18 protein-coding genes are annotated in these 15556 nt (G+C 49.5%); 13 read left to right on the top strand and 5 right to left on the bottom strand.

Annotation, left to right across the window (positions count from 1 at the left end; all coding sequences use genetic code 11):
- The 12 genes from porK to ABWO75_RS06480 all read left to right on the top strand — a co-directional run.
- The coding region (gene porK / locus ABWO75_RS06535; RefSeq protein ID WP_353183776.1) for a T9SS ring complex lipoprotein PorK/GldK at window positions 1-1013 on the top strand (1013 nt) is incomplete at its 5' end.
- 37 nt (window positions 1014-1050) lie between these two features.
- Window positions 1051-1854, top strand: coding sequence for a type IX secretion system motor protein PorL/GldL (gene porL, locus ABWO75_RS06530; protein WP_353183774.1), 804 nt, complete (start codon window positions 1051-1053; stop codon window positions 1852-1854).
- 46 nt (window positions 1855-1900) lie between these two features.
- Complete coding sequence (porM, locus tag ABWO75_RS06525) at window positions 1901-3427, top strand: type IX secretion system motor protein PorM/GldM (RefSeq protein ID WP_353183772.1); 1527 nt, start codon at window positions 1901-1903, stop codon at window positions 3425-3427.
- Between the two features lie 13 nt (window positions 3428-3440).
- A complete protein-coding gene (locus tag ABWO75_RS06520) occupies window positions 3441-4412 on the top strand; it encodes a gliding motility protein GldN (protein WP_353183770.1) in 972 nt (323 codons plus the stop codon).
- Between the two features lie 206 nt (window positions 4413-4618).
- Window positions 4619-5485: a cupin-like domain-containing protein gene (locus ABWO75_RS06515; protein WP_353183768.1), complete on the top strand. Its 867-nt coding sequence runs from the start codon at window positions 4619-4621 to the stop codon at window positions 5483-5485.
- A 45-nt stretch (window positions 5486-5530) separates the two neighbouring features.
- Window positions 5531-5833 (top strand): thioredoxin, encoded by a 303-nt coding sequence (trxA, locus tag ABWO75_RS06510; RefSeq protein WP_353183766.1) that lies wholly within the window; start codon window positions 5531-5533, stop codon window positions 5831-5833.
- Window positions 5830-6216 (top strand): rhodanese-like domain-containing protein, encoded by a 387-nt coding sequence (locus tag ABWO75_RS06505; RefSeq protein WP_353183763.1) that lies wholly within the window; start codon window positions 5830-5832, stop codon window positions 6214-6216. Before trxA ends, ABWO75_RS06505 begins: the two co-directional genes overlap by 4 nt.
- A 67-nt stretch (window positions 6217-6283) precedes the next feature.
- On the top strand, window positions 6284-6424 hold the full coding sequence (locus tag ABWO75_RS06500) for a DUF6728 family protein (protein WP_353183761.1): 141 nt from the start codon (window positions 6284-6286) through the stop codon (window positions 6422-6424).
- Between the two features lie 21 nt (window positions 6425-6445).
- Window positions 6446-6826, top strand: coding sequence for a RidA family protein (locus tag ABWO75_RS06495; RefSeq protein WP_353183759.1), 381 nt, complete (start codon window positions 6446-6448; stop codon window positions 6824-6826).
- Window positions 6827-7014: 188 nt separating this feature from the next.
- Window positions 7015-9120: an ATP-dependent DNA helicase RecG gene (recG, locus tag ABWO75_RS06490; protein WP_353183757.1), complete on the top strand. Its 2106-nt coding sequence runs from the start codon at window positions 7015-7017 to the stop codon at window positions 9118-9120.
- Between the two features lie 57 nt (window positions 9121-9177).
- The gene (locus tag ABWO75_RS06485) at window positions 9178-9987 is read left to right on the top strand and encodes an SDR family NAD(P)-dependent oxidoreductase (protein WP_353183755.1); all 810 of its coding nucleotides are present in this window, start codon (window positions 9178-9180) and stop codon (window positions 9985-9987) included.
- Window positions 9984-10958, top strand: coding sequence for an NAD-dependent epimerase/dehydratase family protein (locus tag ABWO75_RS06480; RefSeq protein WP_353183753.1), 975 nt, complete (start codon window positions 9984-9986; stop codon window positions 10956-10958). Before ABWO75_RS06485 ends, ABWO75_RS06480 begins: the two co-directional genes overlap by 4 nt.
- Window positions 10959-10979: 21 nt before the next feature.
- Here the strand turns inward: ABWO75_RS06480 and ABWO75_RS06475 are convergent, their stop codons facing one another.
- The 5 genes from ABWO75_RS06475 to ABWO75_RS06455 are packed head-to-tail and all read right to left on the bottom strand — an operon-like array spanning window position 10980 to window position 14685.
- Window positions 10980-11522 (bottom strand): CopD family protein, encoded by a 543-nt coding sequence (locus ABWO75_RS06475; protein WP_353183780.1) that lies wholly within the window; start codon window positions 11520-11522, stop codon window positions 10980-10982.
- A gap of 26 nt (window positions 11523-11548) precedes the next feature.
- Window positions 11549-12586, bottom strand: coding sequence for a uroporphyrinogen decarboxylase (gene hemE, locus ABWO75_RS06470; RefSeq protein WP_353183751.1), 1038 nt, complete (start codon window positions 12584-12586; stop codon window positions 11549-11551).
- On the bottom strand, window positions 12583-13104 hold the full coding sequence (locus ABWO75_RS06465) for a tetratricopeptide repeat protein (protein WP_353183749.1): 522 nt from the start codon (window positions 13102-13104) through the stop codon (window positions 12583-12585). The genes hemE and ABWO75_RS06465 overlap by 4 nt, the downstream gene beginning before the upstream one ends.
- A gap of 2 nt (window positions 13105-13106) precedes the next feature.
- The gene (locus tag ABWO75_RS06460) at window positions 13107-13817 is read right to left on the bottom strand and encodes a response regulator transcription factor (RefSeq protein ID WP_353183747.1); all 711 of its coding nucleotides are present in this window, start codon (window positions 13815-13817) and stop codon (window positions 13107-13109) included.
- Complete coding sequence (locus ABWO75_RS06455; RefSeq protein ID WP_353183745.1) at window positions 13804-14685, bottom strand: sensor histidine kinase; 882 nt, start codon at window positions 14683-14685, stop codon at window positions 13804-13806. Before ABWO75_RS06455 ends, ABWO75_RS06460 begins: the two co-directional genes overlap by 14 nt.
- Before the next feature lie 129 nt (window positions 14686-14814).
- Between ABWO75_RS06455 and ABWO75_RS06450 the strand changes: the two genes are divergently transcribed.
- Window positions 14815-15516: a YjjG family noncanonical pyrimidine nucleotidase gene (locus tag ABWO75_RS06450; RefSeq protein WP_353183743.1), complete on the top strand. Its 702-nt coding sequence runs from the start codon at window positions 14815-14817 to the stop codon at window positions 15514-15516.
- The last annotated feature ends 40 nt before the right edge of the window (window positions 15517-15556 follow it).

Below are 15556 nucleotides of genomic sequence, written 5' to 3'. Positions count from 1 at the left end.
GCGATTCGTTGCTGATCTACAACTACCTGCAGGATGACAGTTATTTCGTTCAGGTAGAAGGCACCAATGAACGCTACATCGACTGGGATAGGGTAAACGGAAGCCGACGGTCGCTGTGGAATTCCCGTGATCAGGCGGTGCGGGAACGCACGCGCCAGATGTATTACCAGGGTGATGACCGGGTTTTCGGTAAAGATGAACTGGATGTCCGCCTGCTGCGCTACCACTATGAGTGGTATGACCTGCGCGCGGCGACTGCCGCTAAAAATGACCCAACCAAAACACGGTCGGACTTCATCCGGCGGGATACCATCCTGGTGTATCCGGATACTACGGTATGGCTGAACGACTTTAGCTACGCGCAAAACGAGCCGATGGTCGAAGGCTATTTTTCCCATCCGTCTTTTGACGAGTATCCCGTCGTAGGGGTAACATGGCGGCAGGCACACGCGTTTAACACCTGGCGCTCCAGGCTGTTTGAGAATTATGAAAGAAGCCGGAAATCCACCCGCAGGGAGATCCGCCAACCTTATATGCTTCCGTCGGAAGCTGAATGGGAATATGCCGCCCGCGGCGGCAGGATCGGGTCGCAATACCCCTGGGGCGGTCCGTCAGCCCGCAACGCCAAAGGCTGCCTGATGGCTAATTTTAAACCAAGCAGGGGGAACTACATTGATGACGGCGCGGCATATACCGCCCCTGTTTATTCCTATTTTCCCAACGATTTCGGACTATACAATATGGCGGGAAACGTGGCGGAATGGACGTCTTCCACATTCAATGAATCGGCCTCTTCTTTTGTGCACGACATGAACCCGACGTATCGGTATGACGCCACTTCCGGCGATCCCGAATCGCTGAAACGCAAAGTGGTTCGCGGCGGTTCATGGAAAGATATCGGCTATTTCCTGCAAAATTCGGCACGTGCATATGAATATCAGGATACTGCCAAATCATATATCGGCTTCCGCAGTGTATCTGCTTACCCGGGCGTAGACCCCATGAATAATTAACAGAATAAATCTAGCTAACGAAAAGACGAAATATACCATGGCAAAAAAAGGTAAATTCAAAGTAGGCATTAACAATGTGGTTTCCTGGGGAGCAACCGTTGTGATTATCGGGCTCATGGCCAAGTTACAGCACTGGCCATGGGGTGACTGGATGATTGTGGTAGGACTGGGTACCGAGGCGTTCCTTTTCCTTATTCTGGGTTTCCAGCGGGAGGGAGATGATGTCGACTGGACACGGGTGTACCCCGAACTGGCGGAAGATTATGACGGCGAATTACCGAAAGCCACCACCCGGCCTGCACCGGTTTCCGCCATTGGTCATACGGCGGCGCTGGATAAAATGTTACAGGATGCCAAAATAAGTCCGGACCTGATCGGCAACCTTGGAGACGGTCTCCGTTCATTCGGCGATAAGGTCTCGGCTATATCCAACGTATCGGATGCATCACTGGCAACAGCGCAGTTTACGGAAAAAGTAAAAAGCGCCGCCAGCGGATTTGACCAGTTAAATGTTGCCTTTGAAAAGGCTTCTTCCGACCTGGCTAGCATTGGCAGCGCCAGTACCGACGCGAAAACCTACCAGGAACAGGTAGGGAAGCTGGCCAGCAACTTACAGCAGCTGAATGCTGTATATGAGCTGGAGCTGAACGAATCGGGCCAAAAGCTGAAAACCATTACGCAGCATTATGACAGTATTGCGGAAACGTTGAAGAACTTCAACGACTCCGCAGCAGATACACAACAGCTCAGGGAACAGGTTAGCCACTTGAATAAAAACCTGGCTTCGTTAAACGCCATTTACGGAAATATGCTGGCCGCGATGAATCAGCCCCGTGTGTAATTTACATTTTTAAACACCGACAACCATTTAAAAAAGGGATTACACGATGGCAGCAGGAAAACAGACGCCGAGGCAACGAATGATGGGGATTCTTTACCTCGTATTGTTGGGATTGGTGGCCTTGAATGTGAGTGATTCAGTACTCGATGCCTTCCGGAATCTCGCAACGAGCCTAGGCACTTCTACGCAAAATACGCAGACTACGATTGACAACATGTTCAGCGCCTTCAAGGCTACTAAGCTGAAAGACGAGCCGGAACGGGCCAAACCAATTCTTGGCCGTGCGGAACAGGCCAGCCAGCTGGCGAATAGCCTGACCGGCTATATTGATTCGCTGCAGCAGCTGCTCGAAACCGAGGGCGGCGGTTATAATGAGTCAACCGGCGACCTGCAAAAAAGAGACAACCTCAGCATCAGTCCGCGTCTCATGATTAAGGATAACGAAAAACGGGCAGAAAAATTACGCGCCCGCATCCGCGATACCCGTGCCCGGTTACAGGAGCTCTCTAATAATGAAGTTGGTTTTTCGCTGGATGCGCAGGACCCGCCCGCCCGCGGAGGCATTAAAAAATCATGGGAACAGGCTAATTTCGGCGACGGCATACCGCTTACGGCGGCCGTGACCGCGCTGGAGAAAATACGGGCAGACGTAAAAAATGCGGAAGCAGCGGTGGTGAAGCATGTTTTTGGGGAAATGGATATGGCCATTGTGAACCTCGACCGCTTTGCAGCGGTGGCCGTTGCACCGTCTTCCTATATTATACAGGGCCAGCCTTATACAGCAAAGGTTTTCCTGACGGCATATGATTCCAAATCCAACCCAGAAATTATCGTAGGCGGCAGCCCGCTTCCCGTCGTTGACGGGCAGGCTACCTATACCGTAAATACTTCGCGGGAAGGTGTATTTGACTGGACGGGTACCATTCGTGTGCAGCAGACCGACGGAACGGTGAAAGAATACCAGACTGCGCCGCAAACATACCAGGTAGCCCGGCCATCTGCTGTAGTTTCACCCGATGCCATGAACGTGCTGTATATCGGCGTAGACAACCCGATTTCCGTATCTGCGCCGGGTATTCCGAAGGAAAGCCTCGCCGTAAGCGGCCAGGGAGCCACGGTTGCCGGTTCCGCCGGTAAATACGTAGCGCGGGTAACGCAACCGGGTACCGCCCGCATCAGCGTATCCGCAAGGATTGGCGAACAAACACAGTCGTTAGGGACTACGGAATTCCGTGTAAAACGTATTCCCGCGCCACAGGCACGGGTAGCCGGCCGTTCAGGAGGCACGGTAGCAGCCGCGCAGATCCGGGGACAGAATCGTATTTTCGCAGGACTGGAAGATTTTGAGTTTGACGCCAAATTTAACATTTCCCGCTTTTCCATGCTGGTACAGAAACCCCGGGTTGACCCAATGGGACCTTATCAGGGCACGAACGGGACATTTTCCGGACCAATGCAAAATGCACTCAGCACCATCACACCGGGCTCTTTCGTGTTCTTTTATAATATCATAGCCGTAGGGCCGGACGGCCTGCAGCAGGAGTTGGACCCCATATCGTTCCGGGTCAATTAAAAAGGAGGTTAGGATGAACAGGTATTATAGCTTTTTAACGCTGATGCTGCTGGGTACGGCAGCGATGGCTCAACAGGAAAACCTATCGAACAGTACCACGCCGATTGAAGCGGAGGAACCTCCCGTTGATGGTTATTACGTAAAGTCAGACATTTTAGATAGGGAAGTAGTACCGTACGCCAATATCCGGCCGACCGACGTTGCCTACGTGAAACGGGTTTGGCGGGAGTTCGACCTGCGGGAAAAGATGAACCTGATTTACGCATCCCCCAAATCGCGGTTGATTGATGTGATCATGGAAGCCGTAATGGCGGGTGAGCTGACGGCGTACGACCCTACGCCTACTCCTGATGATCCCACAGGCGATAGCTTCAAAACACGTCTTTCGCCCGACCAAGTGATGGGGCGTTTCGGATCAGACAGCACTCTGGTGGAAGAGTACGATGCGGAAGGTAATGTGATTGCCTCTCGATTCGAGGCCACTGCATTCAACCCGGACGACGTGGTGCGATTCCGTATTAAAGAAGATTGGATATTTGATAAACAGCGCTCCGTCTTTGAACCCCGTATTATTGGCATCGCTCCGCTTGTAACTCCGAAAATGGATGAAATTACCGGTGATAGCGGAGTGAGTGACGATGCATTGGCCGGGTTGGACCAAATGCCGGAGATCGAAGGGTTATCCACCGGCAATGATGCCGCGGCAATCGCTGCGGATGCCTATCCCGCATTCTGGATCTATTTTCCAGAGGCCAGGCACATTTTTGTCAATAAAGAAGTGGCTTCCCGCCACAATGACGCGACCGGCCTTAGTTATGACGATGTCTTTATCAAACGTCTTTTTGCCAGTTACATCGTAAAACAGTCCAACCCCGAAGACCTTCGGATCCGGGATTATGTGGATAACGGGATCGATCGTCTGTATGAAGCGGAACGCATAAAAAAAGAACTTGTCGATTTCGAGCAGGACCTTTGGTCCTACTGATAGAATCAGTCAACAAGACAAATAAAAAAGCGTTAAAAGTTTGATTTTGAACTTGTTAACGCTTTTTTATTTTTTGGCACGTTAATCGTAGTGTTGCCATTATAATGCAAATGTAAAATTAAATAGACACCGGTACAGTTGGGAAAGATTTCCTAAGTTTGTACTATTGTATATAACAATATTGGTTTATTATCAACTATTAAGTCGTGCAACTCAAAAAAGTAGAAAAGATCTCCGGAATTAGCTCGGCTGACTTTATTAAGGATTATTTTAATAAGGGTATTCCTGTAATTATGGACGATTTCGTACGTAAGGACAGTCCGGCCTGGACCAAATGGAACTATGACTATTTCAAGGAAATAGCCGGAGACGCCATGATTTCGCTACACGGCAAGGAAGATGCATCCAATGACCGAGCGGCCAGTGCCCCTGTTGCCAAGATGAAGTTTGGCGAATACCTGGATATGATTGAACGCGGGCCAACGGACCTGCGGATCTTTCTTTTTAATTTGATGAAGCTCAAGCCTGAGCTTAACGACGACCTGATTTACAACGATGTCACTGGGGGCAAAGTGCTTAAATGGCTGCCATATCTCTTTTTCGGAGGAGAAGGCTCAAGCACCCGGAACCATTTTGACATTGACATGTCCCACGTATTCATCACCCAGTACAAGGGGGTAAAGAAAATTTGGCTGTTCCCGCTGGAACAATCCGATTTAATGTATAAACTGCCTTATAACTTCCACAGTATCGCGAACCTGAAGGCGCCGGATTATGAGAAATTCCCAGCATTAAAATACCTCAACGGTTACGAGGCGGAGATTCATCCGGGTGAGACCCTGTTTATGCCTTCCGGATGGTGGCATTACATCCAGTATGCTACGGAAGGATATTCCATCAGTGTACGGGCACTTCCTTCCAAGGTATATGACAAATGGCGGGGATTCCGGAACCTGGTGATTACGCGGAATTTTGATAATACCATGCGCAAGATTTTCAAAGACCGCTGGTTTCATTATAAAATTAATGCGGCGAACAGGCGGGCCGAAAAAGCATTAAAGAAAGTAAGGTAATTCAGCGGTTTGTGGACAGTATGCCTCCGAACCGTTCAATCCATAATGGAAAAATTCGCTACATTAATCAATGGCAGTAAACCGGTACTGGTCGATTTCTTCGCGACCTGGTGCGGTCCATGCCAGCTGATGCCGCCGATTCTGGATCAGGTTAAAGCGGCTGTTGGCGACCAAGCGGTCATTATCAAAATCGACGTGGACCGTAACCCTGCCGTCGCATCGAAATACGGCATCCGGGGCGTCCCGACCTTAATTCTTTTCAAAAACGGCGAAATTAAGTGGCAGCAGAGTGGAGTTGTCCAAGCACGCGAATTAATACAGGTAATTACATCAAATCAAACGATATGAAACGGTTCGCTTTCAGTCTGCTGGCAGTAGCCTTGCCTTTTTTTCTGTGGGCCCAGGAATCAGCCAAAACAGTGCAGGCCGACCGGTTTGCCCACTATATGGACAGTTTAGCTGTCTACCAGCTGGTGGATGTCAGGACAAATGCCGAATTTAAGGAAGGCCATATCTCCGGCGCCAAGCAGCTCGACATCAACAAAGCGTCATTTGAGCGCCGGGTCAGCCGGCTCGATCGCGATCAGTCGGTATTGCTTTATTGCAGGACGGGCAAGCGCAGCCACCGGGCAGCCCAGTTGCTTGAACAGCTGGGATTCCGGGAAATCATCGAGTTGGATGGGGGAGTCACTTCCTGGAAAGAGAGCGGTCATGACCTACAGGTCAAGTAATGGCAGGATGACGGAAAAATCGCATGGATATATTGCGATTGCCATCAACTGGCCGTAACTTCGTAATATGTATTTTTTCAGAAAAAAAGACCCCAATCGGCCCCACAGTTTTAATCTCAAGGTCATGCATGTAATCAATGCTACGGCGATCATTCTGTTTTTGCTGGCCATTTTATACAAGATTGTGGAGTATCTCTTTTTCAAGTAATGTCTGGTAAGTTTCTATTTCATGAAAACTGTTATCAATACGCCGAAGGCGCCTGCCCCCATCGGGCCATATAACCAAGCCGTTCTGGCCGGAAATCACCTGTATGTTTCGGGGCAGATTGCATTATCACCGGAAACAGGTGAGTTAACCGGAGACACGGTGGCCGATGAGGCTCGTCAGGTGCTCAAAAACCTTGATGCTGTACTGACAGCCGCCGGGTACACATTTGCAGATGTGGTGAAAACAACCATTTTTTTACGTGACATGGATGATTTTTCGGCAGTTAACACCATTTATGGCGAATACTTTACGGAAAATGCCCCCGCCCGTGAAACGGTGGCTGTGGCGGGACTGCCTAAAAATGTACGTGTCGAGATTTCGTTGATTGCCTGGAAGGCTTAGGCTTAATACCGGTCAGTCTGTTCCCGCACGTATCCGGTCTGTCATGGATCAGTATTCCCGTATAACCGGAATGCACTTCGGAAAGTTTTGCATAAATTCGCATAAACTAACGTGTACTGCCGGCAGCAGGGCCATCCGCTGTAATTGGTGGTTTACCAGCGGGCACGTTTTAACAGGAAAACCTTATAGTGACACCATTCAGCACCATAACTCCCATTGAATATCTAAAAGGGGTCGGTCCGAGCCGTGCTGAAGTACTCAAATCCGAATTAAGCATCTATACGTTTGGCGATCTGCTGCGCCATTATCCGTTCCGGTACATTGACCGTACGCAGTTTCATAAAATCAGCCAGCTCAGGCCCGAAATGGCGGCCGCGCAGGTAATCGGACGGCTGGTGCAGCTGGAAGAAAGAGGGGAACGGCGTGGAAAACGGCTGGTGGGTCAATTTATGGACGACACCGGCATTATGGAACTGGTATGGTTCCAGCACATTGGGTGGCTCAGAAAAACACTAACCGTTGGTGCGCCTTATGTCATCTACGGCAAGCCCGCTATTTTTAACAACCAACTTTCCATGACTCATCCGGAAATGGAAAGCTACCTTCCCGGAGCCAAAAATACCGGCAATATGAGCCTGCAGCCGGTATATAATTCAACTGAAAAACTGAAGAAATTATCGTTGGACAGCAAAGGTATCCAGAAATTACAGGTTGCCCTGTTGGAGGCCATTGCGGCACAGTTCCGGGAAACGCTCCCGGAATACCTACTGCGCCGGCACGGGTTAATGCCGCTACCACAGGCCCTCGAAGCCATTCATTTTCCCGCCAACCAGCAGGTACTACACCGTGCTGTCCACAGGCTCAAATTCGATGAATTGTTTTTTATTCAGCTGAAGTTATTGAAGAATAAACTGCTGAATACCCAGCGCTTCAAGGGACACCGTTTTGATTCGGTAGGAGAAAAGTTTAACCGGTTTTACTACGAAAGGTTGCCGTTTGATTTAACGAATGCGCAAAAACGTGTCGTTCGGGAAATCCGTCGGGATACGGCCTCGGGGGCACAGATGAACCGCCTTGTCCAGGGCGATGTGGGCAGTGGAAAAACAGTGGTAGCATTAATGAGTATGCTCCTGGCTACCGATAACGGGCTGCAGGCCTGCCTCATGGCACCCACGGAAATTCTGGCCCAGCAACATTACCACAGCATCAAAAAGCTGCTGGGTGAAGGGATCGCTTCGGTACAGCTGCTTACCGGTTCTACAGCCAGGAAAGATCGCCGGATTATCCATACACAGCTGGAGGATGGTTCGTTATCGCTTCTGGTGGGTACGCATGCATTAATCGAGGATGCCGTGAAATTTAAGAATCTCGGGCTTGTGGTTATCGATGAGCAGCATCGTTTCGGTGTAGAACAACGCGCAAAACTGTGGCGCAAGAATGATATCCCGCCCCACATGCTGGTCATGACGGCCACGCCGATTCCGCGTACCCTGGCAATGACCCTTTACGGGGATCTTGACAGCTCCGTGATCGATGAGCTCCCAGCAGGGCGCAAACCCATTAAAACGACGCATCTATATGAACATAGCCGACTCCGGATGTTCGGCTTACTGAAAGAAGAAATCGCCAAAGGCAGTCAGGTATATATCGTATACCCGCTCATTAAGGAAAGCGAAAAAATGGACCTACTGTACCTGGAAGCCGGCCTGGAAACGTTACAGCAGGAATTTCCATTACCGCGGTACCGCATCAGCATCGTCCACGGGAAGATGCCTGTCAAAGACAAGGAGTTTGAGATGCAGCGGTTTATCCGTGGGGAGACGCAGATTATGGTGGCAACCACAGTCATCGAAGTAGGGGTGGATGTACCTAATGCTTCGGTGATGGTCATCGAAAACGCTGAACGCTTCGGCCTATCGCAGCTACACCAGCTACGTGGGCGGGTGGGACGTGGGGCGGCACAGTCCTATTGTGTCCTCATGTCCGGAAATAAGTTAACCAAAGAAAGTAAGCTTCGGCTGGAGACCATGGTCCGCACAAATGACGGCTTCGAAATTGCCGAAGTGGATTTGCAGCTTCGCGGCCCGGGTGACCTGGCCGGCACCCAGCAGAGCGGCGTGCTGGACCTCAAACTGGCCGATCTAACCACCGACCAGGCCTTGCTGACCGAAGTGCGCAATAGCGTAATCGAGGTTTTCCATAATGACCCACAGTTGGACAGCGGCGAGCATATGCTACTCCGGGATTACCTTTTCCGAAAGGAAGCCGGTATCCAGTGGGAGAAAATATCGTAAGCGCAAAATCTTGTAAATGTGCCAAACAATTATTTACTTGCAGGCACATAAGGCATAATGGAAAATCATTCAGCGGAAAATGGCAAGCAATACGCCCTGATTACAGGGGCCAGCCAGGGGCTTGGAAAGGCCTTCGCACTGGAACTGGCCAAAAGAAAATTCCACCTCATCCTGGTCAGCCTGCCCAATGAAGGATTGCCTTTTGTAGCCAATCAGGTATCCGAGCTGGGGCAGGAAGCCCACGTTTTTGAGACCGACCTGACGCAGAAGGAAAATATTGTGGCGTTGGCCAACTGGGTAAACGCTCATTTTCCATTGTATGTACTCATCAATAACGCCGGATGCGGAGGAACGCAGAGTTTCCAGGATGTATCCATTGATTACCTGGATCGCATTATCCAGCTCAATATCAGGGCGACTTCACTGCTTACCCATCAGTTGTTATCCAACCTGATCAAACGCAACCAGGCATTTGTACTTAACGTGGGCAGCGTGGCAGCTTATAGCCCCATCGGTTACAAAACCGTTTACCCAGCTTCTAAGGCTTTTGTACATAATTTTACCCGGGGGCTGTATCAGGAGTTTGCCGGCAGCAATGTGTTTTTCAGCGTAGTCAATCCCGGACCGATGATGACCAATGCCGACTCATCCGCCCGATTGCAAAAACAGGGATTATTTGCGTCTATGGGACTGCTGCCTCCGGAAAGGGTGGCAGAAATCGCCATCCGGCAATTGTTTCGACGGGATACGTTGATTATGCTGAATTGGGCCAATAAGCTTACCTGGATGGTGATGAAGTTTTTACCAGTCTACATCCGGCTACCCTTACTCACCAATGCCATAAAAAAAGAAATTAACCGCACATGAATGTATTGGTTACCGGAGCCAATGGGTTGTTGGCCACCAACATCATCGTCCAACTACTCGCCCAGGACTACGGGGTAACCGGACTGATCCGGGATCCGCGTAAATTCCTCCTGCCCGCTCATCCAAAACTCCAGTTAATACCCGGCGATATCACCGATAGCGCATGTGTCATGCGCGTGGCAGCGAATTGCGATTACATCATCCACTGCGCGGCCTCTACCAGTCAAAACCTACTGCGGTATGCCGATTATTCGCTGATCAACGTCACCGGTACGGAACATATTATTCAGGCTGCTATAGCGAACGGCATTAAGCGTGTGGTTTACGTTGGTACGGCAAATACATTTGGCTACGGATCGCTGACGACCCCTGGTGACGAGACCTTGCCGCCTCGTGAACCGTTTGCCAGCGCGTGGTACGCTAAAAGCAAGCTGGAGGGACAGTATGTGGCAATGTCCGCCACGGGGAATATCGAAGTCGTGGTCGTAAGTCCGACTTTTATGCTCGGTCCTTACGACAGCAAGCCAAGTTCAGGCGCAATTATCCGTATGGGATATGGCAAGCGGGTTGTCTTTCACCCACCTGGTGGAAAAAATTTTGTGCATGTCGACGATGTTGCGCGTGGAACGGTGGAAGCATTGACGGCCGGAAAAAGCGGGGAGGCCTACCTGTTAGCTGGCGAAAACCTAAGCTATCGGCAGTTTTTCTCCCTATTAGCACAACAGACAAACCAGCGGACGTTGCTGGTGTGCCTGCCTAAGCTGTTGCTTATCGGCATAGGCTATATCGGCGATCTGCTGCGGACCATAGGGATAAAGACAGCCCTGTCATCCACAAATATGAAGATTCTTTGCGTACATAACTATTATACGAACAGGAAGGCACGGGAAGAGCTGCACATCAGCTTCCGCCCGGTTGCGCAGGCGATTGACGACGCCGTTGATTGGTTCAAGAAGCAAAAAATGCTCTAAATGTTGCCGTGGGGCAAAGGGCTACCCGGATTTCCGATCCCGGAATTTCTTATACCACTTGACGGCAACCATGAGCATAATGGCCAGTAGCAGGAGGCCGATTACACCATAAATCCAATTAACCGCACTTTTAAGTACAACAGCAAAAACGATGGCAAATAGCAACACCGTTGCCAGTTCATTCCACATCCTCAGCCGGTTGGACGTCCAGCTACTCTGCTCCGATTTCAATTGATACATGATCCGCTGGCAAACGAAATGGTAGCCAATGAGCCCCAATACAAAAACGAGCTTCACGTGCAGCCAGCCTGCCTGAAGCAGGCCCGGGGCATCGGCTAACATAGCCAGACCGGCCAAAACGGCCAGGTACATAGAAGGGGTGGTAATGATCCACCACAATTTGTGTTCCATTACCATAAACTGCCGGTGCAATACGGCGTATTCCTCCGTTCTTTTTTGCCTCGCCTCGGTATGGTAGATGAATAGCCTGACGATATAAAATAAGCCGGCCATCCAGCAGATGACGAAGATGATGTGTATGGCTTTAGCGTAAAGGTATATCATCATTCCCTGTATTTATCCGGAGGATATCAATACCGGAATTCCCGCACCACTTCAACGGCGTACTTTACGTGATCAAACGGAATATCCGGCATGATGCCGTGTCCTAAATTAAAGATGAACCCCGGCTGCCCGCGCATCCGCTCGAACAATTCGGTTATTTTGGTTTTGATTACACGTTTATCCGCGTACAGCACAAAGGGATCTAAATTCCCTTGTACGGCCACGCTTTTCGGCAGGCGGTCTTTGAGCTGGCGCAGGTCTGCATTCCAGTCAACCGACACAACATCGGGATTCGCCTCCGCCATCAGTGGTGCAAACACAGAACTTCCTTTGCAGAACGAGATCACAGGAATATCTTTCCGGTCGATTTTGGCAATAATTTCCGTATTATATCGGTGCGCAAAATGCCGATAGTCATCCCACGACAGCGCCATCGCCCAGCTATCAAAGAGCTGCACCGCATTTACGCCCGCCGCAATCTGCATGTTCAGGTAAGCTACCGTGACATCTGTAATTTTCTGCAGCAGCAGGTGCGCCAGCTCGGGCTCGTTGTTCAGGAGCAGCTTAGTCCGCTTAAAATCTTTGGAAGATCCCCCTTCCACCAGGTAGCTTAGCACGGTGAATGGCGCCCCCGCAAAACCGATCAGCGGAATGCGGCCCTGTAGCCGCTGCTGGATCACCTTTATTGCATCCGCCACGTATTGCAGCTTAGGTAGCACCTCGGTTTGCAGGGCTTCCGCCCCCGCCCTGTCCCTGACCGGATTAGCAAACCGGGGACCTACTCCATCTTCAAAGCTCAATATGCCACCCATCGCCTCGGGGGTAACCAATATGTCGGAAAATAGAATAGCGGCGTCTACACCCAGCAAATCCACAGGAAGCATGGTAACATCCGCGGCAATCTCCGGTGTTTTGCACATTTCGAGAAAGGAGTACTTATTTTTGATTTCCCAGTATTCCTTCATAAACCGGCCAGCCTGGCGCATCATCCATACAGGCGGGCGTTCCGTCTGCTGCGAAAAGGCAGCACGTATCAATAAATCATTCTGCAGTTTGTTTGTCACGATTGGTCTTTAGGTATTTCGTTTTCTATTTTGTTAATGATCTGTGCTATTCGCGAGGTTACTTCCAGTTTACGGGCCACTGCGATGTAGGCCCTGACCCGTTCATAATCCTTTTTATGAAGATTAATATTAGCCAGGTTTACCAGGATAATGGCCTTGTCATTGGGCCTGCGGAAAGGCAGCCTTGAAGCAATCTGGAAATGCCTTTCAGCCGCGTCGTAATCGCCCGCTTTTAACGCGAGGTTGCCACTCATGAACTCGTAATAGTTCCGTCTTTTTTTACGCAGGTACTCGGGCTTCTTTATATCTGCGAGCAACCGCCGCGCTTTTTCAAAATCATGTTGCTGGAAAGCCTGCGAGGCGAGGAAGACTGTGCCTTCCCTGAAATGGCTCCAGATTAGGTACCCCATTCCGCCTATGATAAGTGCGACCGACTGGTAAACATGGGCATAAATGGCATAGATTAACAACAGTAAAGCAAGCAATAATACGACGATACGTACTTTTGTCGTCATCATAGCTACTGGGGATTATCGGTAAACTTATACCCTACCCCGCGTATTGAATGAAAGTAAACCGGGTGTTTCTGATCAGGTTCGAAATACTTTCTGAACGTGAGGATGAAATTATCAATGGTCCGGGTGGAAGGGTAAACATCATAATTCCAAACCGTTTCAAGTATCTGTTCGCGGGAAACGGCTTCGTTACGGCGCTCAATCAGCAATTTGAGCAACATGGTCTCCTTTTTAGTCAATGATGTGACCGTTCCATCGGCGTGGTGGAGTTCATAGGAATTGAAATAGATGGTTTTGTCGCCGATCTGATACGAATTGAGTTCCTTGAGCTCCTCCCCTTTCATACCGCGGCGCACCAGGATGCCCACCCGTAGAATCAATTCTTCCAGGTTAAACGGCTTTACCAGGTAATCATCCGCTCCCTTCTTAAGACCGGTGATGCGATCCTCGCTGCTGTTTTTAGCAGTTAGGAACATAATAGGCACTTCCGAATTCTGCAGCCGTATCGTTTCTGCCACCTGGAATCCGTCGATTTCGGGAATCATGACGTCCAGTATGACCAAGTTGAACCGTTCTTCTTTAAATACCTTCAGGGCTTTTTTACCGTCGGTGGCTGTAGACACCCGGTATCCCTCCAACTCCAGGTTGAGTTTAATGGCTTCCAATAGGTGTTCCTCATCTTCCACCAATAAAATCCGTTGCTTAGTTTGCTGCATAATGGTTATTAAATATGACTTCAAAAACGCTTCCTGAGGGGCTATTGTCTCTTACTTTAATCTGCGCTTGGTGTTTTTCCAATACCGTCTTCACAATATACAATCCCAGACCCGTACCCTTTGTTTTTCGGGTTTCTTCCTGTCCTACCCGGTAAAATTTATTGAAAATACGCTTCTTTTCCTCTTCCTTTATTCCGATACCATGATCGGCCACTGAAAACAGGACATTTCCATTGTCTTTTGCTAACCGGACAAATACATGGGCGCAGGGTGGTGAATACTTCACTGCATTTTCAATAAGGTTAGTTACCGCATTAGTCAGGGCAAACCGGTCGCCTTCGATATACACCTCTTGTTCCAACTCGGTCTTGATGACCTGTGAAGTGCAGGAATGGATCTGCAGCCGGTCGGACACATGCTGTACCAGCTCGGTCAGGTTAATATCTTCCTTTGGAAAATTAGGCCGGATACCCTCCAGCTTGGTAGCAATAAGCACATTTCCCACGAGGTCGTCCAGCCGTTCAATGTCTTTTAACGAATTGGATAAAAACTGTTCCTGCTGTTCTTTGTTCAAATCGCGCTTTAGGATGGTTTGGATGTACAGTTTGATGGAAGCTAAAGGCGACTTAAGTTCGTGGGTAACGGCTAGCAGGAAGTTCTGCTGTTGCTTCTGGAGTTTATGTTCCCGCACAAAGGCCTTTTTCAATTTCAATGCCCCGACGAGGAAAATCACCATAAAAAAAATTCCCTCGCCAATAATCATCGACTTCCGGTGTGGCTGGGTCTCAATAAGCAGCACGCCCCACCAGACTAACTGTGCTGAAGCATAAAAAAGCAGGAAATAAAACAACACTATTGGTTTCCGCATATTAAACTCCTGAAAGGCAATCACAAAAGTATCGATTTATAGCCGTTAAAAACAAATGATGGGCTACATTATGACAATATTAAGAAAATTGGCCAGGGTGGCCGGCACAGAATGTATTATCTTTGCCCCGTGCAACCACGGAATAAAACGGATATTTTCTTCGACCTGGATCACACGATCTGGGACTTCGAAAAAAATGCGGAAGAAACCCTGATGGAACTTTTTGACATCTACCATTTCCGTAACCTCGGAATCCATGCTCCCGACCGGTTTATTGAAACCTATAACCGGAACAACCATCGTCTCTGGGCGATGTACCATCACGGGAAAATAAGCAAAAAAGAGCTCCGGGAGGCTCGTTTCGCCGACACATTCAGGGAATTGGGAATTGACCCGAAACTGTTTCCAAGTTCATTTGAGACGGATTACCTCCGCTTGTGCCCGCAGAAAACGAACCTTTTCCCACATAGCCATGAGACGCTTGGGTACCTGAAAGAAAAATACACCCTGCACCTTATTTCAAATGGGTTTAATGACGCTGCGCAGGTTAAGGTAGTCAAGTGTGACCTGAAGAAATATTTCAACACTATGGTGATCTCCGAACTGGTTGGCGTACACAAACCGCATCCGGAGATTTTCCATTATGCCGTGAAGCATGCAAACACGGATATTGCGAAAAGCGTCATGATAGGCGATAGCCTAGAAGCGGATATACAGGGAGCCCAGCGTGTGGGCATGGATGCCATTTATTTCAACCCCTGCGACGCCACTGTTCCGGAATATGTTACGCAAAGCATCCGTAGCCTCGATGAACTGACACGCCTTTTTTAAAACCGGCGCAATGTGGTTTAAGGGATATCGAAGGACCTGT

The sequence above is a fragment of the Parapedobacter lycopersici genome, from assembly GCF_040395035.1.
Lineage (GTDB): Bacteria > Bacteroidota > Bacteroidia > Sphingobacteriales > Sphingobacteriaceae > Parapedobacter > Parapedobacter lycopersici_A.
The sequence above is the reverse complement of the archived record's forward strand: the minus strand, read 5'-3'. Positions and strand labels throughout refer to the sequence as shown.